A 22,963-nucleotide genomic window follows, 5' to 3' on the forward strand; every position below is an offset into this window, starting at 1 on the left:
GCGGATGAAATGAAATCAATTGTCACAAGAAATCAAAATGTTCATATTGTTAAGTGTATGAAACCGGCGATTAAACCTTCCTATCTATTAATTAAAACACTGCACTCGGTCATTTCACCTGGGACTGAACTAAGCTTGATTGGAATTAGTGAGGATAGAGATATCACATTAGGCTATAGTGCGGTTGGTGTTGTTATGGAGTGTGGTGAAGGTGTGGAAGATTATCAAAAAGGGGATATTGTTGCCTGTTATGGTGCTCCATATGTAGGGCATTCTGACTGTCTATTAGTTCCAACGACATTATGTGCAAAGGTTCCGTCTGGCGTGGAGGCAAAGGAAGCAGCTTTAGCAGGAATTGGTGCGATTGCAATACATGCACTAAGGATTGCAAAACTAGAATTCGGGGAAACAATTGTTATTATTGGCCTAGGACTGCTTGGTCAAATGATCGCTAAAATAGCCAATGCTGCTGCATATAATGTGATTGCTTTCGATATTCAAGCAGAAAGAGCCGCAATGCTTCATGAAGAAACGAGTATTCGTTCTTTTTCTACTATCCCAGAGATGGAAAGCGAAATCGAGAAATGTACGAAAAAATATGGGGCAGATGCGGTTCTATTATGTGCAGGTGGTAAAGGTTCATCGCTGACAAATCAAAGTTTAGAGTGGATTCGACATCAAGGAAAAGTCGTAATTGTCGGTGACATTGAACCGGACTTTCCTAGAAATTTACTGTTTGCGAAGGAAGCGCAAATACTTATTTCACGCGCTGGTGGGCCAGGACGATATGACCAAGTTTATGAGAAACAGGCAATCGATTATCCATACGGTTACGTTCGCTGGACAGAGGGAAGAAATGTGGCAGAGTACTTACGTTTAGTAAATGACAAGCGGATTAATGTCCAATCATTTTTAACGGATGAAGTTGATTTTCAGGATGCACCAGCTGCTTATGATGAGTTGTTCAATAAAAAGTCAACGACATTGACGAAGATTATTAACTATTAATAAGTCGAAGTAAAGATTCCCATCAAATCCGCTTCGGCTATCCCTTGTAAGGCGCCTTTATTCAGTTTATATAATTAGTATTTTGAATAATTTTACTATTTCATCGCGTACTATTCCTATTATATAGAAGGGAGTTATGTCTATGTTGAAAGTTGGTGTAATTGGAGGAGGTTCTATTTCCGAGTTTCATATTATTCCATATATGAAAAACGATGGAGTAGAGTTAGTGGCGTTATGTGATAGCAATGAACAGCGTCTAGCCAAAGTTGGTGAGCGCTATAGTGTCACTGAACTATATAGTAACTATGAAGAGTTATTGCAAAATCCGGAAATTGATGCGGTTAGTATTTGTACGTGGAATAACACACATGCAGTGATTGCAATTGCGGCATTGGAAGCAGGTAAGCATGTTTTGGTTGAGAAGCCATTATCTATGACTGTTGCACAAGCATTAGCTGTCGAAGCGGCGGTTAAGAAGTCCGGTAAAGTACTACAAGTTGGGTTTGTCAGACGTCATGGAGACAATACAAAGCTACTCAAGCAATTTATCGACCAAGATGAACTTGGTGAAATTTATTACGCCAAGTCTTCCTGTTTAAGAAGGCTGGGTAATCCTGGTGGCTGGTTTAGCGATCAGTCGAAATCTGGTGGTGGGCCGCTTATTGATTTAGGTGTCCATATGATTGACATCTGTTGGTATCTGATGGGGAAACCACGACCTGTCTCAGTTAGTGGTAATACATATTCAAAGTTAGGCAATCGTAGCCATATACAAAATCTATCGTTCTACCAAGCAGCTGATTACGACCCTGCATTAAATGATGTGGAAGATTTAGCAAATGCACTCATTCGGTTTGACAATGGAGCCTCTTTGTTTGTAGATGTTAGCTTTACACTTCATGCCAAAGAGGATGAGTTATACGTTAAATTGTTTGGTGAAAAAGGTGGAGCAGAAATTGAACCGAAATTAGTGATGGTAACGGAGAAAAGCAACACGATTTTAAATGTTACACCACAAGTTGATAATTTGAGCTTCGATTTTGAAAAAGCTTTTAAAAACGAAATCAATCATTTCGTTGACTGTTGTAAAGAAGGAAAAGAAACTATTGCACCTGTTGCTGATGGTGTGCAAATCATGAGAATGTTGAATGCCGTCTATGAGTCAGCAAAAATGGGCAAAGAAGTTTACTTATAAATGAAAACGGTGGATAAAGATGTTGTCATCATAGGTGGTGGACTAGGTGGTTGTGCAGCGGCGTTATCGGCATGCGCCAATGGTTTACAAGTGTTGTTAACTGAAGAAGCCGAATGGGTCGGTGGTCAAGTCACTTCGCAAGGGGTGCCACCTGATGAGCATCAATGGATTGAAGAATTTGGTTCAACGAAGAGATACCAAGACTATCGTAAAAAAGTTCGAGACACTTATTTACGAACAATGGATGTAAAAGTTACTAAAACACTATTTAATCCGGGGAATGGTTTGGTCAGTAGCATTTGCCATGATCCGAGAGTCAGTCTACATGTATTGAATGAAATGCTCCTGCCATATGTCTTAACTAGCCAGCTTACGATTGTATTGAACACGGTAGCTACCTCGGTTGAAAGAAATGGCAGAACATTAACTAGCGTAACCTATAAAAATACTGTAACTGGAAAAGAAGAAGTGGTTACTGCACCCTATTTCATCGATGCTACAGAAGCTGGGGATCTATTGCCGTTAGCAGCTGTCGATTACGTAACAGGTGCGGAAGCGAAAGCAGATACACATGAACCGCATGCAATGAAAGTAGCCGATTCTGACGATATTCAAGCATTCACATATGTACTTGGTATGGAATACCGGCTAGGAGAAAATCATACGATACCGAAGCCGGAGATGTACGAGTTTTGGAAAGAATTCCATCCAGCTATATGGCCCGATAACTATTTAAGCTTTTTTGCGCCACATCCGATTACGAAAGAGAAAAGAGAATATACGCTTTTTCGTGAAGAAACAGGCTTCCCTCTTTGGGAATACCGACGTAGCTTTGATAAGCAACAGTTTAATACGCCAGTCGATGCTGGTGATGTCAGCTTAATGAATTGGCCACAAAGTGATTATTTCTTAGGTAACATTTACGATGTGCCCGATGTAGAAAAAGAGAAACATATCTATCAAGCAAAACAGTTAAGCTTGTCCCTTTTGTATTGGTTACAAACCGAAGCGCCGCGGCCTGATGGCAGTAAAGGATATCCAGGGTTGAAACTTCGTAAAGATCTATTCGCAACTGAAGATGGCTTAGCAAAAGCAGCCTATATTAGGGAATCGAGACGGATCAAAGCGGAATACACAATCGTAGAGCAGGATGTTTCACCTGATTTTAATGAAGGGAAGACAGGAAAGTTATATGTTGATCGTATAGGGATTGGCTCATATAGCATCGATTTACATCCAAGTATGACCGGGAGAACCTATCTAGATATAAAAGCGTTACCCTTCCATATCCCTTTAGGTGCGCTGATTCCGAAAGATACAGATAACCTGTTAGCAGGTAGTAAAAATATTGGAACAACACATATAACAAACGGTTGCTATCGCCTTCATCCAACAGAGTGGAATATAGGGGAGGCATGCGGTGCATTAGTTGCATTTTGTATGAAGAACAACACAGATCCCAAAACAGTTCGTGAAAATAAACTGTTGTTAACAGAGTTTCAAGATCAGCTAAGAGCAGATGGATTTGAATTAGAGTGGCCAGCAGAATTTTATCGTTAGTGAAAGTCAATCGACGTGGAGGGATCGCATGAATATTAGTGTAAGTATGTATAGCTTGGCATCCACTATCCGAAAGGAAAACTGGTCGATTGTCGATTTCATTGACTATGCCAGCAGTATTTCAACGGAAGGGGTGGAATTGCTCGATATTTATTGGACGAATAAGGACGAAAAAGACGAAGAAATCGGAGAAGTACTTACCGCATTGAAAAGCTATAATTTACAAGTGTCTGCATATGATATCACGAATAATTTTGTGAAAGAATCAGTTGAAGAACGTGCTGAAGAAGTGGCAAAGGTTTTACACGGTATTCAAGTTGCGAAAAAACTTGGAACGACAATTGTTCGCGTATTTTGTGGCGATATCCAAGGTGACTTAACATATGAAAATGGATCGGCCTGGATTATAGAAGGTTTGAAGAAATGTGCAGAAATAGCTGAAAAAGAGGGAATCTATTTAGCTATTGAAAATCACGGCTTATTAGCCGGTAAGAGTAAGCAAGTAAGCGAGATTATAAAAGCGGTGAATAGTCCTTTTGTAAAATCGACGTTTGATACCGGGAATTTTTTGCTTGTCCATGAAAAGCCGAAAGAAGCATTTGAGCGGTTGAAAGATGAAATTGTTCATGTTCATTTTAAAGATTTTCGTGAAAAAGTAGAAAATGAGTCACTCCGTGGCTTTCGTTCAACAGAAGGGGTGGAACTAATTGGGGTTATTCCAGGTGATGGAAAAGTGGATCTCGCTTATATTGTAAATGGATTAAAAAATTCGAATTATGATGGTTGGTTATCTATTGAATATGAAGGACATGACGACGCGAAAATGGCTAATGAAGAAGCGGTTAATCGTTTAAGAAACCTATTGAGATAGGGAGTTGAAAGTAATCATGAAAATTGTATTTGCTAGCTTAGAGAAACTCGACTTTCGTAATACAGTTGAAAATGTAATTCTAATAGAGTCTGTTGAACAATTAAATAATACTAATAATGAAGATACTACATATGTGTTACCTGTTTCTGAAGAGTATATGGGAATTATAGCGGATGCCGGAAATGAAGTTTATATTCCATTCACTGAATTAACAGTTGACCATCAAAGTCTAGGATGGCATGTGTATTTTGATTTAGAAAACTATCCATTTTATCAAAAAGTAAAAGGGATGATCGATAAAGAAGAAAAACCTAAAGGCGTTTTTCGTTTTAGACGCATGGTGAAGCAATATGAAAACAATTCATTACTCACGGGCGATTTATATGTATTATCGTCATTACTTGGGGAGCCTCAACGTATTCAAGTAAAACAAACGGATCAAACTGTGATTCCAGTACATACGATTATTTTGATGGATTTTGGTGGAGGAACAATGGCGCATATTGAATATACAGTGACTAATCAGGAGCGAATAGAGCTTGAATGGAGCGGAATTAAAACGATCTTAGAATTTGATAGTGATCAGATGAGACCGATTCAGCAAGGAAGTAAGGCGTCTCTACCATTAGCCTATTCGGTCGATGCCATTTTAGCAACAGCTCAGAAAGTAGATCAGGTGCTCGTTAATCGATTGAATTATTTTAGTAACCTATTCAATGGAGGTGCTCATTCATGAAGGTTGGCATGATGAGTTTTGCACATATGCATGCATACAGTTATGCGGATGGCGTAAAGAGATTACCGAACGTTGAGTTAGTGGGCATCTTTGATGAAGATATTGAAAGGGGCCAAGAAGTCGCTAAAACATATAATACGGACCACTACAGTGACCAAGCAGAATTTTTAGCATTGGAAATGGATGCAGTCATTATTTGCAGTGAAAACAATCGTCACAAAGAAATGGTTGTAAATGCCGCGAAAGCAAAGAAACATATCCTCTGTGAAAAACCAATTGCAACGAATCTTAGAGATGCTAAGGAAATGATTCAGGTATGTAAAGATCATGCTGTTATTTTGCAAATTGCTTACCCTGTACGCTTTAGCTCACCGATTCAACAAGTAAAAGAAATGATTGATAACGGAGAACTTGGTGATATTATAGCTTTCCGGACAACCAATCGGGGGCAGAATCCTGGTGACTGGTTTATTGATGAAGGACAATCTGGTGGTGGTGCTGTATTAGATCATACCGTACATATGGTCGATATCATGCGCTGGTATTTAAATGTAGAAGTAATGGAGGTCAATGCAATTATTGATTCCTATTTTCATGATATTGCTATTGATGATGCTGGTCTTCTCACACTAGAATTTGAAAACGGCGTGATTGCTTCTCATGATGCAAGTTGGTCCCGTTTTACAGATTACCCAACATGGGGGGATGTAACGATTGAAGTGATTGGGACAAAGCAAACAGTGAAAGTAGATGCATTAAAAGAACATATTAGGATGTTCAGCAGTGGAGAAAAATCATTGCAACATGTTTTTTATGGAAACGATATGGACTTTGGATTAATAAATGATTTTATCAACTGTGTAAAAGAAGGAAGAGAACCTTCTATCACAGGTTATGACGGACTGAAATCATTAGAGGTTTCATTGGCGGCCTATGAATCAAGTAAATTTAAAAAGGCGATTAGGTTATAGACACTAATAAGGGCACTAGTTTTCGTCAATTATGATAGGAAGCTGTAGTGTCCTTTTGTTGTTTGATGGAAAAGGGGTAAAACCTTCCATTATATATTGAACAAATGAATAACTATATCAACTGAGTGAAGGCGCTTTACAAGGGGGAGTGCGGGAGACATCCCCTAGCGCCGTAGCGGATTTGAAGGGAATCTTTATTTCAACTTCTATATTTAAGAAAGGTGTTGTTAATCATAGACAAAATTATTTACTGGAATAATCACGAAACGGTTTTGTTCGCTGTTGAAGAGTTAAGAAGGTTAATGAGAGAAGCAGGACATGAAAGTACAATCGATGCCCAGGCGGAATTCACTGCACTTAATAAAAACATGAATAGAGTTATCCTGCTAACAACAAACGAATATCATTCTTTGAAGGATATGAGAAAAACAATCATACTAAATGATGATGGTTTTGCATTGATTAGATCAGAGCATGATATGTGGATTATTGGGAATGAGCCCCGTTCTATTCTCTATGGTGTTTATATGTATTGTAAAAAGCAGTTTGGTTACCAGTGGATTGATTTGGACAAAGAAACAATCGTTAACCCTCATTCACCAAAGAAAGAAGAACTATATATCCATGAACCGATGTTTGCTAGACGTGGAAATATTATTGAAACCATTAATGATCCCGGCTATATCAATACCCTCATAGATTGGGGAGTTAAAAACGGACAAAATGAATATTTCTTCACGTTCTTCTTATGGAATGAGGTTAAATCATACGTAACTTCTGCGTTACGTAAAAGAGATGTTCAAGTGACGTTAGGCGGTCATAGTTTAAGTTACTTGCTTAGAGAGATACAAAAGGATACGAACGAGAATATGCTCAAGCAAGAAGAGAAACTAAAGTTCTTTGCTGAAAATACATATCTTCAGGATAAAGTCATTCAAAAAATAGTCGCTATCTGTTTGGAAAACAAAGTGATTACTAGAATATCGTTGTGGCCTGAAGATATCGGAATTGACGAGAAAAACGCGAGTGGATTTTTACCGACATATATTCGATTTACTGAAAAAATGAAAGAAGCGCTTGATAAAGAAGGATTACACGTAGAAGTAGAATATATTGTGTACAATGCTGGGTTGTCTTGGAACATGCTGGAAAGGGAAAAACAAACAGAAGCATCTAATCAAGTCGATGCGTTATATGCCTATTGGGGAAGGGATTATTCATCAGCCATAAATTCAAGTGATTCTAGGCAAGTTAGAGCCTATCAAACATTGCAAGACTGGAATGAGCAAACGAAAAAATGCGGGAAATCGTTAACAGTTCTTGAGTACTATAGTGATCATTTTATGTTAACGGAGCTATTCCCGCCACTTCTTATGAGAATACAGCAAGATTTACATGATTATAAACAATTGACTATAAACGGTGTATTAAATTTAATTGTACCAACGCATCAAAAACAACACTATCCAGAGCTAGAAGTTAACTACCCCTGGAAATGGATTCACCATTTTAATAATTACGTATACACAAGGATTGCCTGGGGTGAAAAATATGAAGTGATTGCAGAAGAATATTTCACTGTTTTTAATGAGGATAAAGCAGCATTTCATGAGATGCTGCTCGAATTAGAAAAACTTTTATCACAGCATACGAAGTGGAATGCACCACTTTTTCCTGCTCGAGTAGTGGATCCAGAAAAAGTCCGTGAGCCGATGAGTCAATTAAAGATACCTTCCTATTTACGCGATGTATATGAGCATTTGGCGAAGCTGGATATGACGGAGACTGAATCATTACTTGTCATTCAGACAAAGGATAATTTTAAATCATTTACAACAAAAGAAATGATGTCGATCTACTTCTATTATTTAAAAAAAGGAACCGAGATTTATTCAACTGCATGGGCATTAAAAGAAGAACAATAAAGCCTAACAGAATCTACGGAGGTTTTACTTATGGATTTTAGTAATCTGCATTATTATGTACCAACAAAAAAAGTCAACAAGCCAACGTTAATTGAAAAAAACCTGATTATATACGGAGGAACACCAGCGGGAATAACGGCAGCTATTCAAGCGACAAGAATGGGTCTCACTGTAGCAATCATTGAGTTTAGCAGAAATATTGGTGGGATGACTGCGAGCGGATTAGGAGCTACAGATCTTGGCGCTGAAAATGCTGTTGGTGGTCTTTCAAGAGAATTTTATAATGAAATAGCGAAGTACTACCGAAAAGAGAAACAATGGAAATTCGAACCGAAGGCGGCTCAGTATGTATTTGATAAATGGATGAAAGATTATGATATCCCGGTTTATTTAAACCAACATCTAGCAGAGGTAAGTAAAGAGAATGGGGCAATCATTGAAATTATAATGGAAAATGGGTCTCGCTATAAAGGGAAAGTCTTTATGGATTGTAGTTATGAAGGTGATTTATTAGCTAAATCAGATGTTAGTTATTTTGTTGGACGAGAATCAAATGCAACGTATCAAGAGATTTATAATGGCGTCCAATTTGGAGCACCGCATCATAAATTTGAAAAGTGGATTGATCCTTATGTTGTGGAGGGGGAGGCAGAGAGTGGTTTGTTGCCGGGAATTACAGAAGATGATCCCAAACAGTTAGGTTATCAAGGGCAAGGAGATCATCGAATTCAAGCGTATAATTTCCGGATTTGCTTGACGAAGGAACGAAAGAATCGTATTCCATTTCCAAAGCCATCACATTATGAATCAGATCGATATCAGCTTCTACTTCGTTATATTCAAGCGGGTGTTTGGGATGCGATGAACCTTCACACGATGTTGCCAAACGGAAAATCCGATTTAAATAATTATGGCGCCATTTCGACGGACAATCTTGGGATGAATTATGACTGGCCTGAAGGTAGTTATCATAGACGTGAGGAGATTTTTCAAGATCATTTGAATTATGATTTGGGGATGTTGTACTTTTTAGCTAATGATTTACGTGTACCAGTAGAAATCCGTGAGGAAGTAGCTGCCTGGGGATTACCGAAAGATGAATTTGAAAAAACGGGAAACTGGCCACATCAGTTGTATATCCGTGAAGGAAGAAGAATGATTTCTGATTATGTCATGACAGATCATAATTGTCTAAAGCAGACATTTGTTGATGATCCGATCGGTTTGGCATCATTCCATATGGATTCTCATAACTGCCGACGTGTCGTGATTGATGGCAGGTGTGTGAATGAGGGAGATGTTCAAGTACCAATTGCTCCTTATGCGATTTCGTATCGTTCCATTCGTCCAAAGTTTGAGGAATGTACGAATTTACTTGTTCCCGTTTGCTTATCAAGTTCACATATTGCTTATGGTTCGATTCGAATGGAGCCGATATTTATGATTCTTGGGCAGACAGCAGGAACGGCGGCAGCTCTTGCCTATAAACATGAAATAGCTGTCCAAAATGTAGATTATGAAGAATTGAAACAGGAACTTCTAAAGGCGGATCAAGTTGTCGAATGGGGAGAGGAGATGATGGATGATCCGATTAAACGAATGGAAGAAACGTTCGGAAAGGAATAACCATTACAGTAGTGGAGGGGTCTAGATGAAAATCATTGCTTGGAAACGCGATAGATTAGAAGAGCTAGTAGAGTTATGGAATAAAGAATTAGCCGTAGATTTTCCGATGCGTAAAGAGCTGTTTATACAGAATAGTTTCAATGACGTGAACGTTAGCTATGAAGGTTCTTATATCGCAGTAGATGATCAAGACCATGTGATTGGATTTGTAGTTGCTAAACGATGGCAAGAAACAATAGACGTGAAAATGGATCCTAAAAGGGGGTGGATCCAAGTGTTATTAATAGACAGTGCACACCGGGGGAAAGGGCTTGGAACAAAGCTTCTTAAACGTGCAGAAGCACAATTAAAAGGAAATGGTGTTGAGGAAATGCAATTGGGTGGTGACCCCTTTCACTATTTCTCGGGTATACCGGATCAATATAAGAATGCTCAAAAGTTGGCGAAAAAACATGGCTACACTAAAAGAGTAGACACATATGACTTGATTAATCACCTGGATAAAAAATATGACTTACCTGTTGATAATTCAGTTGTATTTACAATCCTTAAAAAGGAGGAAGAAGTTGATCTAATTTTATTTCTAGAAAGATGTTTTCCCGGAAGATGGGTCTATGAAACGATGAAGTACTTTGAAATGAATGGGGATGGACGAGAATTTGTTGTCGTCAAAAAGAAAGGTCAAATCATAGGTTTTTGTAGAATAAATGATAGCCACTCGCCATTCATTGCACAAAATATTTATTGGAGTCCCCTTTTTGAACAAGAGGTCGGTGGGATTGGTCCATTAGGGATTGATGCGAATGAACAAAAGCAAGGGTACGGATTAGCGATTGTTCAAGCAGCAATAGCTTATTTACAAGAACGAAACACTGAAACTATCATTATTGATTGGACAATTTTAGTGGACTTTTATAAAAAACTAGACTTTAATCCATGGAAAATATATGGCGTTTATTTAAAGGATTTGAAGTGAAGATTTTAAAGAAGGTGTAGTGAGTAATGGGGGTCCGCCAACACGGAACCAAATTGTTTGAACAGGTGATCCAATTGGCTTATGAAACATTTCTTGAATAGGGCCAGACATCGATGGGGTGGCCTAAATAAGTTTTATCCCGCATTAACGGGCAGTAAGATTCCCACTTCAAACACGAGAAGAATAAGTGGAGAGTCAACTAATCGTAATAGCCCGTATGGTTATGCTAACAATCAGTGGAGGATGAAGAATCCCCACTGATTGAAGACTTTTTTAATTGCGGTGAAATTTCCGCAGTTTATACATAGCTTTGTTGCAGAAAAAATGAAAGCGATTAACATACATTCTTTATAGTTTACATTCAAGGTTTATGGTAAGATACTTTGAATGTAATTGGATAAAGAAGGGAAGTGTAGTAATGGCATCAGCCGAAACTGCAAAAAGACCAGACAAAAAACTGAATTTATTTCATTTAACATGGCCAATTTTTTTAGAAGTCTTTCTTTTTATGTTGATGGGTATCGCGGATACATTCATGTTGAGTGCATTGTCAGATGATGCTGTGTCAGGTGTAGGGGCGGCAAATCAGTATGTTCATATTGCCATTCTCATCCTAGAAGTTGTTGGGAACGGGGCGGCAATTGTTGTATCACAATATCTCGGCTCGAAAAGGTATCTTGAAGCATCCAAAATTTCAGCATTAGCGGTTACATTAAATTTAATTGTCGGTCTTCTTATGAGTGTTATTTTCGTTATATTTTCAAAAAACATGATGATTGCTATGAATTTACAAGGCGATGTACTGGAGCATGCTTCAAAATATTTAATCATTGTGGGCGGAGCGATTTTCTTACAAGCTATTATTAATTCGTTATCAGCGATTATTCGTGTACATGGCTTTACAAAACAAACGATGTTTGTTTCATTAGGTATGAACATTGTTCACGTAGTCGGCAACTATGCACTAATTTTCGGGAATTTTGGTTTTCCAGAGTTAGGGGTACAGGGTGCAGCAATTTCTTCTGTTGTCAGTCGCTTGCTTGCATTGATTGTTTTCTTTTGGATACTTTATCGAGTAATGGAATACCGTGTAGAGTTCCGCTATTATATTACATTGTCAAAAGAATATATTCGTAAAATATTACAGATAGGCATTCCATCCGCATTCGAACAGGTGATGTATCAAGGGTGTCAAATTGTCTTCTTATACTATGTAACTTACTTAGGAGCGGAATCATTAGCAGCAAGACAATATGCTGTGAACATATCAATGTTTACGTATTTATTCGCGATTGCGATTGGTATGGGAACGGCGATTATTGTTGGAAGGTTTGTTGGCGGAAACGAGCAAGACGAGGCATATACGAGTGTTTGGACAAGTGTCAAATGGGCATTTCTGTTTACGTTATGTATGGTGACACTCGTTATCATATTCCGCTATCCATTGATGAGGTTGTTTACTGATAACACTGAAATCATTGAAATAGGGGCATCCGTTTTACTTCTTAGTATTTTACTAGAAACCGGGCGTACGTTGAACATTGTTATTATCTCCTCATTGCGTGCAGCTGGAGATGCAAAATATCCGGTTATCATTGGTTCTTTTTCAATGGTAGCGATGAGTTTGCCATTAGGCTATTTTCTAGTGTTCGAATTAAACCTTGGACTCGTTGGAGTATGGCTAGCGATTACTGTAGATGAATGGACGCGTGCTATTATTATGTATTACCGATGGAAGAGTAGGAAATGGGAAAGATACGCTCTTGTATCGCCGAAAAAGAGTCGTCAGTGAATACAGATAGTCAAACATAGAACTTGGAACAGTTGAATAATATATAAAGCGTGTCACTTAGAGTTTTACTATCTAAGTGGCATTTATTTGACTCGGTGTAAAGTGGATATGCAATTTTAACGAGGTAAATAACTAAAGCCCCAGCAACTCAGGCGAAATTAATCGACAGAGTTACTGGGTTTTTTAGTTTAATACAATCATAATATCTTCTCTAAAAAGTCTTGTGCACGTTGACTTTTTGGTGCAGAAAAGAATGCGGCAGGGGGGGCGTCTTCAACTAATTGCCCATCGTCCAAAAATAACACGCGATCTGCGACTTCTCGCGCAAATCCCATTTCATGGGTTACAATCGCCATCGTCATACCGGTAAGTGCTAACGATTTAATAACTTCCAGTACTTCCTTCACCATTTCAGGGTCAAGGGCAGAAGTTGGCTCATCGAACAACATCATTTCGGGTGACATTGCCAAAGCTCTTGCAATGGCTACACGTTGTTTTTGTCCGCCCGATAATCGAACTGGATGTTCGTTCTCTTTTTCAGCGAGTCCTACCTTTTTTAATAATTCTCGCCCCTGTTCTTCTGCTACATCCTTAGAAGTTCCTTTGACCATCATCGGTGCATAGATAATGTTTTCAAGAACAGTCTTATGGGGGAAGAGGTTAAATTGTTGAAATACCATTCCAACTTGCTCTCTCACCTTCATAATATTGACCTTGGGATTTGTTACTTCAGCTTCATTCACCCATATATGTCCGCTTGTAGGTGTTTCAAGTAAATTAATGCAACGAAGAAATGTCGATTTTCCAGAACCTGAAGGACCAATAATTGCAATGATTTCCCCTTTTTGAATGGTGGTTGAAATCCCTTTTAACACTTCAACTTTTCCGAAGTTTTTACGAAGATCCTGAATTTTAATCACTTCGTCTCATCCTCCTTTCAACCGCTTTACCAATCAGTGTTAAAACAATTACCATCAGATAATAGATAACACCCGCGAAGATTAGCGATTCAAAATAACGATAAGTATTGCCGCCTACGATATACGATCTTCTCATAATATCTGTTACACCAATGACGGTGACAATCGCAGATTCCTTCGTTAAGGTAATAAATTCATTCATCAAAGCAGGTAAGATGTTTTTCAAAGCTTGCGGTAAAACAATATCCATCATCATTTTCTTATAAGGGATGCCGAGGGCCATTGAAGCTTCCAGTTGCCCTTTATCTACAGCTAAAATACCGGCTCTAATAATTTCAGAAATGTATGCGCCCGAATTAAAACCGAATGCCAAGACAGCTGCAGTATATGCAGTGACTTTAATATCGAATAACTGTGGGGTACCATAATAGATTAAAAGAAGTTGGAGAATCAATGGGGTTCCACGGAAAATGGACGTATAGATGTCCGCAAACCATTTTAGTCCTTTAAATCTCCCAATTTTACATAACGCTAAAAGAATTCCGATTACAAAACCTATAATTGCTGCAACGCCGACAATTTTCAGAGTGACCCCAATTCCTTGTAGAATATAAGGAATTGAGGGGGCAATTTGGGAAAAGTCTAAATTCATGGGCTAACATCCCTTTCTTTCCCGAATGAATTAGTTACTGAACCATTTCAAAACTAATTTCTCTACTTCACCTTTATCCTGTAATTCCTTGAGGACACGGTCAAATTCAGCAGTTAAATCGCTGTCTTTTTGGAAAGCCATTGATAAACCTAATTTGTGCTCCTCTGGAAGTTCAAAGCTAGACAGTTCCTTATTTGACTCGATATAGCCATTTGCCACTACATCTGCAATGACGATTGCATCAAGATGACCAGATTTGATTTCTTGGAAAAGATCCGGTACGCGGTCACGGCTTTCAACAGAGTAACCATATTGTTCTTCAAGTGATTTCGCACCTTTTTCTTGAACAGATGCCGTTTGAGCACCAATTTTTTTGCCTTTTAGATCTTCCGCGCTATTGATGTTGCTGTCCTTCATCGTAATAACTAGATTTGTAGCTGTAAAATAAGCAGTTGAGAAATCAATTACTTTTTTACGTTCTTCATTGTTGCCATCCATACCTGCAACGACCATATCAATGCTTTTTGCTTGGAGCGCGGGAATTAAACCATTGAAATCCATGTCTTCAATTTCTAATTCATAACCTAGTTCTTTGGCAACCATTTTTGCCAAATCAATATCAAAACCGATGATTTCATCACTTACTGCTGTGTCGACATATTCGAATGGGGGATAATCTGCTGAAGTTCCCATTTTAAGTATCTTCGTATCTGATGCACCTGTTTTCTCACCACCTGCTTCATCTTTGGTTCCACATGCCACAAGTACGCTCATCATTATAACGAGTAGAAGTGCAATCCCTGACCACTTTTTCATAATAAATCACTCCATTTCTAATTTGTTTTATTTTCAAATTCCGTTAAAGCTTCATCCAATACAGTCAATCCGTCATCGATCTGCTCTTTTGTTATTGTAAGCGGGGGAATCATTCGAATAACTTCACCAGAGTTGCCGCACAAGTAGAACAGTACACCTTTGTGGAGACAACCATCCAGGACAGCCATTACTGCTTCGCCGTCAGGTTCACCCGTTTCTGGATTGCCAAGCTCGATACCAATCATCAAACCAACACCTCTAACGTCATTTATGGTTGGATGTTGTAGTTTCATTTCAAGTAAGCGTTCCACTGCATAGGCGCCCATTGCTGTTGCGTTTTCCAATAGCTTTTCTTCTTTCAACACTTCAAGAGATGCGAGAGCAGCGGAACAAGCGATAGGATTGCCGCCAAAGGTCGTTCCATGTGTGCCGAGCGGCCATTGGTCCATTAGTTCTTTCGAGGCAACAGTAGCGCTAAGCGGAAGCCCTGCTGCAATCCCTTTAGCGATCGCCATGATATCCGGTTTGACATCGAATGTCTGTGCAGCGAACCAATTGCCTGTGCGGCCGAATCCAGTTTGAACTTCATCGAAAATAAGTAGAATGCCATGGCGGTCACAAATTTCCCGAACTTTTTTCAGCCAAGCTTTTGGTGGAATGATGTATCCACCTTCGCCGAGAATCGGTTCGATAATCATACAAGCGACTTCTTCCGGATCTACTTGGTGGTTGAATAGTTTTTTCGCATCTTGCTCAAGTTTTTCAGGGAAGAAGACGTCAGGATCTGCTCCTTCAGGAAGGTATTCAGGCAGTGCATATGGCAACTGATAGGAAAGCCATGTGGGCTGCAAATGTTTCCGGTATTTACTTTTCGATGTTGTCACACTTAATGCGCCCATTGAACGTCCATGGAAACAGCCAGTGAAAGAAACGATATAAGGTCTTCTTGACGTATATTTTGCAAGTTTTAACGCACCTTCAATTGCTTCAGTGCCACTGTTCGCGAAAAAGAAGTTATCGAGTTTTGGTGGTAAAATCGTTTGCAGTTCGGCTGCAAGTTTTAAGATGGATTCATAGATGATAACACCTGATGGACCATGAATAAGGTGATCTGCACTATCTTTGATCGCCTGTACGACTTTAGGGTGCCGATGTCCTACGTTCTCGACAGCAATGCCAGAAGTGAAATCTAGGTACCTCTTACCATCAGCGCCGTAATAATAACATCCTTCTGCTTTTACAACAGGTAAGTTCGGGTGATCTTTTGCCATACTTGGTGCGAGAAAGTTTCCAATGTTGTCGACCATATGAAGCCAGTCTTGTTGTTCTCCTAATTTTTGCTGCACAGTAAATCCTCCTACTAAATATCGGTATATTTTTTCAGTTTGCGAACGACAGAAGGTTGGCTTATTCCAAGGAACTTAGCGATTTCAGTCGTTGTACGATAGCGCTCCTGCGCATCCCTTAACACTTTCATTTCAACATCATCTAAAATACTTGGTAGTGTTCGTCCTTCAAGATGAATAATAGACAAGTCATCGTCTGTTTTTTTACGGTATTCTGGAGGCAAGTCTTTTGCCGTGATAATAGGGGAAGTACTTTGGACAACCAACCGTTCGATAACATTTTTGAGTTCGCCATGGTTTCCATGCCAATCAAGAAGTAGTAACTGGTTAAAGACATCATCTGAGAGCTTCTTTGTAGTAGTGTGTGCAATTGAAAACTGACTTAAATAGATGGAAATCAAAGCACTCAAATCTTCTTTACGTTCACGAAGCGGTTTTAAATGAATTGGAACAATGTGGAGCATGTAATACAAATCTTGATGGAACTTTTTAACAGCAATTGATTCTGTCAATGCATTTTCAGCTGAGCTAATTAGCCTCACATCAAGTGGAGAAAATGTAGTTGCATTTATAGGGGTAAATCTACGTTCTTTCAGTACATTGGCAACTTTTCCTTGAAGATGAACCGAAAGTTTATCGATTCCCTTTAAATAGAGGGTTCCTTCATGGGCTAACGTCAACAGACCCGTTACCCTTTGCTCGAACTCTCCACCGAACAGTTCACGTTCAAACATCGCTTCCGGCATTGTTTCGCAGTCAATTTCAATGAAAGGTCCATTTTTTCGCTTACTTTCGTTATGAATGAACTTTGCCATTGTTGTTTTTCCAGTTCCTTGTTCTCCATAAAAGATGACAGAAACATCGAGTGCGGCCGCATTCCTAGCGGTTTCATAAGCAATTCGTGTCGTCCTGTTTTCCATCGTCAATCCATCGATTGTAAGATTCTCTTTTCGGAGTAGCGAGAGTTCCTCTTTTGCCAGGGACATTTCATTTTCAAGTTCTTTCATATATTCCTGAATGACGAGAAGTTCGGCTACTTCATAGGAATAACTAAGGACAAATTCAACTTCGCCTGACTCATTAAAGAATGGCACGCCTGTAATAAGTGCTTTTCGTCCAGAAGGGGTAGCTTGTATGACAACTACCTTCTTTTTTTGTAGAAGGACGAGTGGAGTAATAGCAGGAGAGAAAATACCCCTTTTTTCTAAATCATATACGGATTTTCCGAGGAGATCCTCAGCACGTATCCCGTAGTAGCGTCCACTAATTTGTGAAGCTTTTACGATAATACCTGCGTGATTAGTAACAATGATATCTTCATCATACGAATCAATAATTTCTTCTTTTGAATTTGGATGTAAGAAAAATCCTGTCATACGACCACCTTTCCTAGAGGTAACAGTATTCAATAATGAATAATTATTTGTTTGTAAATAAAATATACGTTATTATTGGAAGATTAGCAATATATTTTAACTCATTGGTGAATGTACTAGATACTTGTATTGGCGATGTCGAAAATTATAACATGCATTCAAATGCATTTACAAGTATAATTATACAAATAGGAGATATAAGTACTGAGAAGTTCCTTTTTTCGCTTATCTATGATTAGATACAGGTCAAGTGACTCGTTTATTATTCAGAAATGAATTGAAGGAAAGGGGATTAGATGATGTTAAAAGAAATACTAATCAATAGTATAGAGGAATCTATTGAAGAAATGATTCAGGTGCGTCGTCATTTACATATGCACCCAGAATTATCACATCAGGAAATTGAAACACCAGCCTTCATCGCCAACTACTTGGATGACTTAGGAATCGAAGTGCGCCGGGGAGTTGGGGGGAGAGGTGTGGTAGGAATAATACGCGGAGGAAAGTCGGGGAAAACGATTGCTTTCCGAGCTGATTTCGATGCATTGCCAATCCAGGATGCAAAGGATATCCCGTACCAGTCAACCGTACCGGGCGTTATGCATGCCTGTGGACACGATGGTCATACTGCAGCATTATTAGGCTTTGCAAAAGCGGTAAATGCAGTGAAAGATCAATTGCAAGGAACCATTATCCTCATTCACCAGTTCGGGGAGGAATTGCCGCCAGGTGGGGCGAGAGCCATGATTGCGGATGGTTGTTTAGATGGAGTGGATGCGATTTACGGTGCCCATCTTCAGTCTACTATGGATTCAGGTCATGTTTATGTACGTGACGGTTATTTACAAGCTGGTGAAGATACCGTCAAGATTATTGTAAATGGTTCTGGAGCACATGGGGCAGAACCACAAAAAGGAGCAGATCCAATTTTAGCAGCCAGTCACATCATGGTTGCACTTCAATCCATTGTGAGCCGGAATACAGATCCAATGAAAGAGCTTGTTATTTCAATTGGGAAGTTTCATGCTGGGGATGCAGATAATGTCATTCCAGAAAAAGCAGTGATGGAAGGGACGATTCGTGTTTTTGATGAAGAGTTGCGTACGTTGGCCGGCGAACGTCTGACGGATCTTGCACGTTCTGTGGGTCGCGGACTTGGTTGTGAGGTGGATGTGCAAATTGAAAGAGGGTACGATGCACTTTGGAATCATGCCGAGCAGGTGGACATCGTTCGAAAAGCAGCTTCGGATACATTTGGTAGTGATGCTGTAATTGAAACACAACCGATTATGCCAGTCGAGGACTTTTCCTATTACCTGCAACAAGTTCCAGGTGCTTATTTTTTTGTCGGTGCAAAAATGGAGGATACTAAAAAGGTGTTCCCACATCACCATGAAAAATTTGATTTTCATGAGCCGGCATTGGAAATGATTACTAAGACATTTGCAGGGATTTTGCTTGATTATCAAAAATAGTGAGGGCGTATCAGTTGGATGCAAGACCCATTTGAGGTAATCCGCAATTCCATGCTGGTTATGCAGTTCATTCAACAAGTTGGTTGCGGAATAGAGAACACAAAAAACTTAAAAAAGGGATTGTATAGCAATGGAAATCAAAACGGTTGTTTTGTTTACAAAAGATTTAGTGCAAATGAAAAATTTCTATATTAATATACTAGGTTTTTCTTTACTGAATGAAGATAAGAATAGCTTCCGAATCACTATTGGTACAAGCGAATTAGAGTTTTCCTCAAAAGTAGTAGAAGGCAATCCCTATTACCACTTTGCATTTAACATACCAGCTAACAAATTTAATGAAGCAAAAGTATGGACGAAAGAAAGAGTAAGTCTACTAGTTGAAGAGGGGGAAGATGAAGTTGAATTTGTTCATTTACCAGCTCATGCGTTGTACTTCTATGACCCAGCCGGTAATATAGTAGAGTTCATTTCGAGACAGTCAGAATCCAAAGATAGCAAGGAAGCATTTTCGATTAAAAGCATTTTAAATATTAGTGAAATCAGTTTGACTGTAGATGATGCTATAAGTGTGGGCGAAAAACTTTCCGTTATTGGTGTGACTGAACGTGACAATAATGCAATAAGTACAAACATGCTTAATTTTATGGGTGAAAGAAAGAATGGGGTATTCATTTTATTAACTCAACCAGGAAGGAAGTGGTTATTTTCTGATAAAAAAGCTGCCATCTATCCTCTTGAGATAACATTAACGGATAATAATAAAATAGTAATCAAGCCTGATAATGAAGTACAAACATTTCCGATTAAGCATGAAAAATCGTCTATAGAGTTGAAATAAAGAATTCTTTTTAATCATATATACGTTTTGGAACTTTGGAACTGTCTACGCCCACATCGTAATTAAATAAGCTGCCAATCATGTTATTAACTGGTTACATTTGGTTAATCAACAGGTGTGATTTAAATTAAGAATAGGGAAGTTCTTGATTTTCCAAATATGCGTTTAGATTTGCCAATGAATAGGCGAATCCTTCTTGGTTAAATTCTACTCTTGTTCCGTCAGGTTCAGAGCTTAATTCAATCGAAAAAAGTATTTGATTTGAATCCCAGTAATACGAAATTTTTTGATTTTGCACGACTTCTTTAATCGTAAATTTCATTGTCATGCTCTCTTCTTTTTTAAGATCATTGTATGAACTTGGCATCAATGTGAAAGTGGCTTGCTCTCCAGCCTTAAAAATGGGTATGTTCCACTTGGAACCTGGAGCATACCAAATTGAAAAAACTTCATCATTGGCAATGGCATTCCAAACTGTTTCTAAATCTTTTTTGATTAATATGGACTTACTGTTAGTCTTCAATATAACAACCTCCGATACATAGTCTCTCAAGTATAAAAAAGGAATGATGGAAACACAAACATATGTCGATGGTCAGATGATCTAACAAAAGATATGATGACTCATGAAAGTAATTGGACAGTAATGGATAATGAAGAGTCGCTTGCAGTCTATGATAATCAAACGTTACAGGTGGCATTCGCTTGTAATCCGAAGAAATAGTTACTAAGCCGAGCTGTAGTATCGCCCTTGGTGACGGTAAATACTTTTAATTTTGAATAAAAACAAGAGCCTTCTGGAAAGTATCCCGGAAGGCTCTAACGCATTTTTCATTCAAGTAGGTAAGATGAGATTAATTCCATAACCCTGCTTTTTCAAGTTTCTTTTTACCTCTAAACGCTAAGATGATAAAGACTATATTGAAAACAAGCATTGCAACGATTGTATAAAGTACTAATGTGTAAGTACCAGTTAATTCAAATACAAACCCATATCCAGGTAAAGCTACGATACCCGCAACAGCTAGTCCTAATGCAGCAGTAGAATAAATTTGACTGAATTCTTTATTGCCGAAAAGGGAAGTTGTAAGAATAGGTCCGAGTGTTCCAACCGATGCAGATACAACACCGAAAATCCCGATTGCAATCATAAAAATTGTTGAGTTATCTGCAATCGTAAGTAACATTCCGATTGAAACCAATCCCGTAATCATTGAGAAGATGGCTGTATTTCGTGCGCCAATCTTGTCGCTTAAGAAACCGAAAACGATAGATCCAACTAGCATACCAATCATCCAAATACCTAATGCATTACCGGCGAATTGAACGGAGTAACCAAGACCCATTGCGAATGTGGGAATATGTTGACCAAAGCTAGCAATTGCTGTTATGAAGAAGAAAAAGATAACTAATGCATAAAATGCAGTAGATTTTCTTGCTACAGCAGCAATTACACCTTTATTAGGCTCAACTATAGTTTCACTTGCACCTTTTTTAACTTCGTCCATGCCAATTGGTAGCAGACCTTTTTGTTGAGGTGCCATTCTGATTGTTAAAATAATAATGGGAATAACGATTGCCATTACGACAAGTCCTAATGTAATGTAAGCGGATCTCCAACCGTTGTTAGCAATAAGGTTTCCAACGATAGGTGAGATGATAGCGCCACCTATTCCAACAAATGCCATCATGGCCCCCATTGCTAATCCATTATGTTTTTTAAACCAGTTATTTATCAATACTGGCCCAGCCATTGTTGCAACGAAAACCGAACCAATTGCCATTGGAATAGCGAATAAATACCATCCCCACACTGAATCCATTAAGCCAAACATAGCAAAAGAACCAGCTTGTAAAATTACACCGACAATAAGTAGTAATCTGATGTCATATTTCGCCATCATCTTACCGGCAATCGGTAAAAATAGCATTGTAGCAATTGAAGAAACACTAAAGTATAATGTCAAACTACCCATACCAATTCCTAAGTCCTGAGAAACGGGTGTTAAAAATAATGCACCTGAGCTATTAATTCCACCTCGTGTAAATGCCGCCATAAGTGACACACCGATGAGTAACCACCAGCCAAAGTGAATTTTTTTCTTGTTATTCATTAAGTTAAACCATCCTTTTTTCTTGTACTTTGATCGTTCCGTATATCGAAATGTTCATTACCTTTTTCCACGATAATACTTACAGCCATATTAATTTAACATTAAACTATCTTATGTGTCAATAAGGTGAATTTTTTTTGTTCGTTAGATTTGAACGCGAATAATTCTAAATAGTAATGTTGAAATAAAGAAATCCATTGGATTGATATGGCACTAGGGGATGCATTATGCCTAATTAGATCAGCTTCTGCGGCGTCATCACTCAGTAAATATTGCAATCCATCAGTTCAATATTACATGTGTTGATTGGCCAAAGTTAATCAGTAAATGACTGCTTACTCCTTCTTTATAGCATATCTTTTTCGAATGTAAGGCAGTTACACTTGCAACCTTTCTTGAAAAATAGCTGCATTTTTTACTTGAACAATATAGACACGCGGTAAAGGTGTTGTGATCGTTTCGTCCAAAGCGAGCAAGAAATGTTCAAGCGAAAATGTAGACTTTTATGCATTTCTTACAAGTGCTTTATGTAAGAATGTAGTTAATCAACAGATGTGGTTCAATCTGTATGTACATTCGTAACACGATCATTCTGCGTCTACTTTCACCTTGTGCATTTACCAAGTAGATCTGTATTAAATTTGGGGAATATCCGAACTTGGGTAACAGATGAATCCTTTTCCATTTATGAGTAGCATCCTTTCACTGAATAACTTTTGTACAGAAATCTTAAACATGATTTTGCTATTATCAATGAAAATGG

General features: G+C 38.5%; 19 protein-coding genes. 12 read left to right on the forward strand and 7 right to left on the reverse strand.

Annotated features, from left to right (window positions below; all coding sequences use genetic code 11):
- Positions 1–9 precede the first annotated feature (9 nt).
- The 10 genes from H7992_RS10850 to H7992_RS10895 all read left to right on the forward strand — a co-directional run bounded on the left by H7992_RS10850 (position 10) and on the right by H7992_RS10895 (position 12,660).
- A complete protein-coding gene (locus H7992_RS10850; RefSeq protein WP_187047537.1) occupies positions 10–1,008 on the forward strand; it encodes a zinc-dependent alcohol dehydrogenase in 999 nt (332 codons plus the stop codon).
- Positions 1,009–1,150: 142 nt separating this feature from the next.
- Positions 1,151–2,203, forward strand: coding sequence for a Gfo/Idh/MocA family protein (locus tag H7992_RS10855; protein ID WP_187047538.1), 1,053 nt, complete (start codon positions 1,151–1,153; stop codon positions 2,201–2,203).
- Entirely contained in the window at positions 2,204–3,763 is a 1,560-nt protein-coding gene (locus tag H7992_RS10860) for an FAD-dependent oxidoreductase (RefSeq protein WP_187047539.1), read from the forward strand. It begins immediately after the preceding gene.
- 28 nt (positions 3,764–3,791) lie between these two features.
- Positions 3,792–4,634 (forward strand): sugar phosphate isomerase/epimerase family protein, encoded by an 843-nt coding sequence (locus H7992_RS10865; RefSeq protein ID WP_187047540.1) that lies wholly within the window; start codon positions 3,792–3,794, stop codon positions 4,632–4,634.
- A gap of 16 nt (positions 4,635–4,650) precedes the next feature.
- Positions 4,651–5,370, forward strand: a complete 720-nt coding sequence (locus tag H7992_RS10870) for a hypothetical protein (RefSeq protein WP_187047541.1) — start codon at positions 4,651–4,653, stop codon at positions 5,368–5,370.
- Complete coding sequence (locus tag H7992_RS10875; RefSeq protein ID WP_187047542.1) at positions 5,367–6,341, forward strand: Gfo/Idh/MocA family protein; 975 nt, start codon at positions 5,367–5,369, stop codon at positions 6,339–6,341. Before H7992_RS10870 ends, H7992_RS10875 begins: the two co-directional genes overlap by 4 nt.
- Before the next feature lie 224 nt (positions 6,342–6,565).
- Positions 6,566–8,266 carry an alpha-glucuronidase family glycosyl hydrolase gene (locus tag H7992_RS10880; RefSeq protein WP_187047543.1) on the forward strand — a complete coding sequence of 567 codons (1,701 nt, stop codon included), beginning with the start codon at positions 6,566–6,568 and terminating at the stop codon, positions 8,264–8,266.
- 30 nt (positions 8,267–8,296) lie between these two features.
- Positions 8,297–9,892, forward strand: a complete 1,596-nt coding sequence (locus tag H7992_RS10885; protein ID WP_187047544.1) for an FAD-dependent oxidoreductase — start codon at positions 8,297–8,299, stop codon at positions 9,890–9,892.
- Positions 9,893–9,917: 25 nt separating this feature from the next.
- Positions 9,918–10,868 (forward strand): GNAT family N-acetyltransferase, encoded by a 951-nt coding sequence (locus tag H7992_RS10890; protein ID WP_187047545.1) that lies wholly within the window; start codon positions 9,918–9,920, stop codon positions 10,866–10,868.
- A 418-nt stretch (positions 10,869–11,286) separates the two neighbouring features.
- Positions 11,287–12,660, forward strand: a complete 1,374-nt coding sequence (locus H7992_RS10895; RefSeq protein WP_187047546.1) for an MATE family efflux transporter — start codon at positions 11,287–11,289, stop codon at positions 12,658–12,660.
- Between the two features lie 197 nt (positions 12,661–12,857).
- Here the strand turns inward: H7992_RS10895 and H7992_RS10900 are convergent, their stop codons facing one another.
- The 5 genes from H7992_RS10900 to H7992_RS10920 are packed head-to-tail and all read right to left on the reverse strand — an operon-like array spanning position 12,858 to position 17,770.
- A complete protein-coding gene (locus tag H7992_RS10900; RefSeq protein ID WP_067208515.1) occupies positions 12,858–13,580 on the reverse strand; it encodes an amino acid ABC transporter ATP-binding protein in 723 nt (240 codons plus the stop codon).
- Positions 13,573–14,232 (reverse strand): amino acid ABC transporter permease, encoded by a 660-nt coding sequence (locus H7992_RS10905; RefSeq protein WP_187047547.1) that lies wholly within the window; start codon positions 14,230–14,232, stop codon positions 13,573–13,575. The genes H7992_RS10900 and H7992_RS10905 overlap by 8 nt, the downstream gene beginning before the upstream one ends.
- 30 nt (positions 14,233–14,262) lie before the next feature.
- A complete protein-coding gene (locus H7992_RS10910; protein ID WP_187047548.1) occupies positions 14,263–15,048 on the reverse strand; it encodes a transporter substrate-binding domain-containing protein in 786 nt (261 codons plus the stop codon).
- 17 nt (positions 15,049–15,065) lie between these two features.
- Complete coding sequence (locus H7992_RS10915; RefSeq protein ID WP_067213920.1) at positions 15,066–16,355, reverse strand: aspartate aminotransferase family protein; 1,290 nt, start codon at positions 16,353–16,355, stop codon at positions 15,066–15,068.
- Positions 16,356–16,408: 53 nt separating this feature from the next.
- Positions 16,409–17,770, reverse strand: a complete 1,362-nt coding sequence (locus H7992_RS10920; protein ID WP_187047549.1) for a sigma 54-interacting transcriptional regulator — start codon at positions 17,768–17,770, stop codon at positions 16,409–16,411.
- A 299-nt stretch (positions 17,771–18,069) separates the two neighbouring features.
- Here H7992_RS10920 and H7992_RS10925 point away from each other — a divergent pair, with 299 nt between their 5' ends.
- Both H7992_RS10925 and H7992_RS10930 read left to right on the forward strand, forming a co-directional pair.
- Complete coding sequence (locus H7992_RS10925) at positions 18,070–19,245, forward strand: M20 metallopeptidase family protein (RefSeq protein WP_338652582.1); 1,176 nt, start codon at positions 18,070–18,072, stop codon at positions 19,243–19,245.
- A 130-nt stretch (positions 19,246–19,375) separates the two neighbouring features.
- On the forward strand, positions 19,376–20,086 hold the full coding sequence (locus H7992_RS10930; RefSeq protein ID WP_187047551.1) for a VOC family protein: 711 nt from the start codon (positions 19,376–19,378) through the stop codon (positions 20,084–20,086).
- A gap of 127 nt (positions 20,087–20,213) precedes the next feature.
- Here H7992_RS10930 and H7992_RS10935 read toward each other — a convergent pair whose 3' ends face one another.
- Entirely contained in the window at positions 20,214–20,609 is a 396-nt protein-coding gene (locus tag H7992_RS10935; protein ID WP_187047552.1) for an SRPBCC family protein, read from the reverse strand.
- 331 nt (positions 20,610–20,940) lie between these two features.
- Entirely contained in the window at positions 20,941–22,200 is a 1,260-nt protein-coding gene (locus tag H7992_RS10940; RefSeq protein WP_187047553.1) for an MFS transporter, read from the reverse strand.
- Between the last annotated feature and the right edge of the window lie 763 nt (positions 22,201–22,963).

This window comes from Sporosarcina sp. resist (genome assembly GCF_014302295.1).
GTDB classification, from domain to species: domain Bacteria; phylum Bacillota; class Bacilli; order Bacillales_A; family Planococcaceae; genus Sporosarcina; species Sporosarcina psychrophila.

Bases quoted from the DNA above. Each gene is read 5' to 3' on its own strand.
- H7992_RS10895 (WP_187047546.1), top strand. From the start codon at position 11,287: ATGGCATCAGCCGAAACTGCAAAAAGACCAGACAAAAAACTGAATTTA.
- H7992_RS10940 (WP_187047553.1), bottom strand. From the start codon at position 22,200: ATGAATAACAAGAAAAAAATTCACTTTGGCTGGTGGTTACTCATCGGT.
- H7992_RS10870 (WP_187047541.1), top strand. From the start codon at position 4,651: ATGAAAATTGTATTTGCTAGCTTAGAGAAACTCGACTTTCGTAATACA.
- H7992_RS10855 (WP_187047538.1), top strand. From the start codon at position 1,151: ATGTTGAAAGTTGGTGTAATTGGAGGAGGTTCTATTTCCGAGTTTCAT.
- H7992_RS10930 (WP_187047551.1), top strand. From the start codon at position 19,376: ATGGAAATCAAAACGGTTGTTTTGTTTACAAAAGATTTAGTGCAAATG.
- H7992_RS10910 (WP_187047548.1), bottom strand. From the start codon at position 15,048: ATGAAAAAGTGGTCAGGGATTGCACTTCTACTCGTTATAATGATGAGC.
- H7992_RS10875 (WP_187047542.1), top strand. From the start codon at position 5,367: ATGAAGGTTGGCATGATGAGTTTTGCACATATGCATGCATACAGTTAT.
- H7992_RS10915 (WP_067213920.1), bottom strand. From the start codon at position 16,355: ATGGTCGACAACATTGGAAACTTTCTCGCACCAAGTATGGCAAAAGAT.
- H7992_RS10850 (WP_187047537.1), top strand. From the start codon at position 10: ATGAAATCAATTGTCACAAGAAATCAAAATGTTCATATTGTTAAGTGT.
- H7992_RS10890 (WP_187047545.1), top strand. From the start codon at position 9,918: ATGAAAATCATTGCTTGGAAACGCGATAGATTAGAAGAGCTAGTAGAG.
- H7992_RS10920 (WP_187047549.1), bottom strand. From the start codon at position 17,770: ATGACAGGATTTTTCTTACATCCAAATTCAAAAGAAGAAATTATTGAT.
- H7992_RS10865 (WP_187047540.1), top strand. From the start codon at position 3,792: ATGAATATTAGTGTAAGTATGTATAGCTTGGCATCCACTATCCGAAAG.
- H7992_RS10860 (WP_187047539.1), top strand. From the start codon at position 2,204: ATGAAAACGGTGGATAAAGATGTTGTCATCATAGGTGGTGGACTAGGT.
- H7992_RS10905 (WP_187047547.1), bottom strand. From the start codon at position 14,232: ATGAATTTAGACTTTTCCCAAATTGCCCCCTCAATTCCTTATATTCTA.
- H7992_RS10885 (WP_187047544.1), top strand. From the start codon at position 8,297: ATGGATTTTAGTAATCTGCATTATTATGTACCAACAAAAAAAGTCAAC.
- H7992_RS10925 (WP_338652582.1), top strand. From the start codon at position 18,070: ATGTTAAAAGAAATACTAATCAATAGTATAGAGGAATCTATTGAAGAA.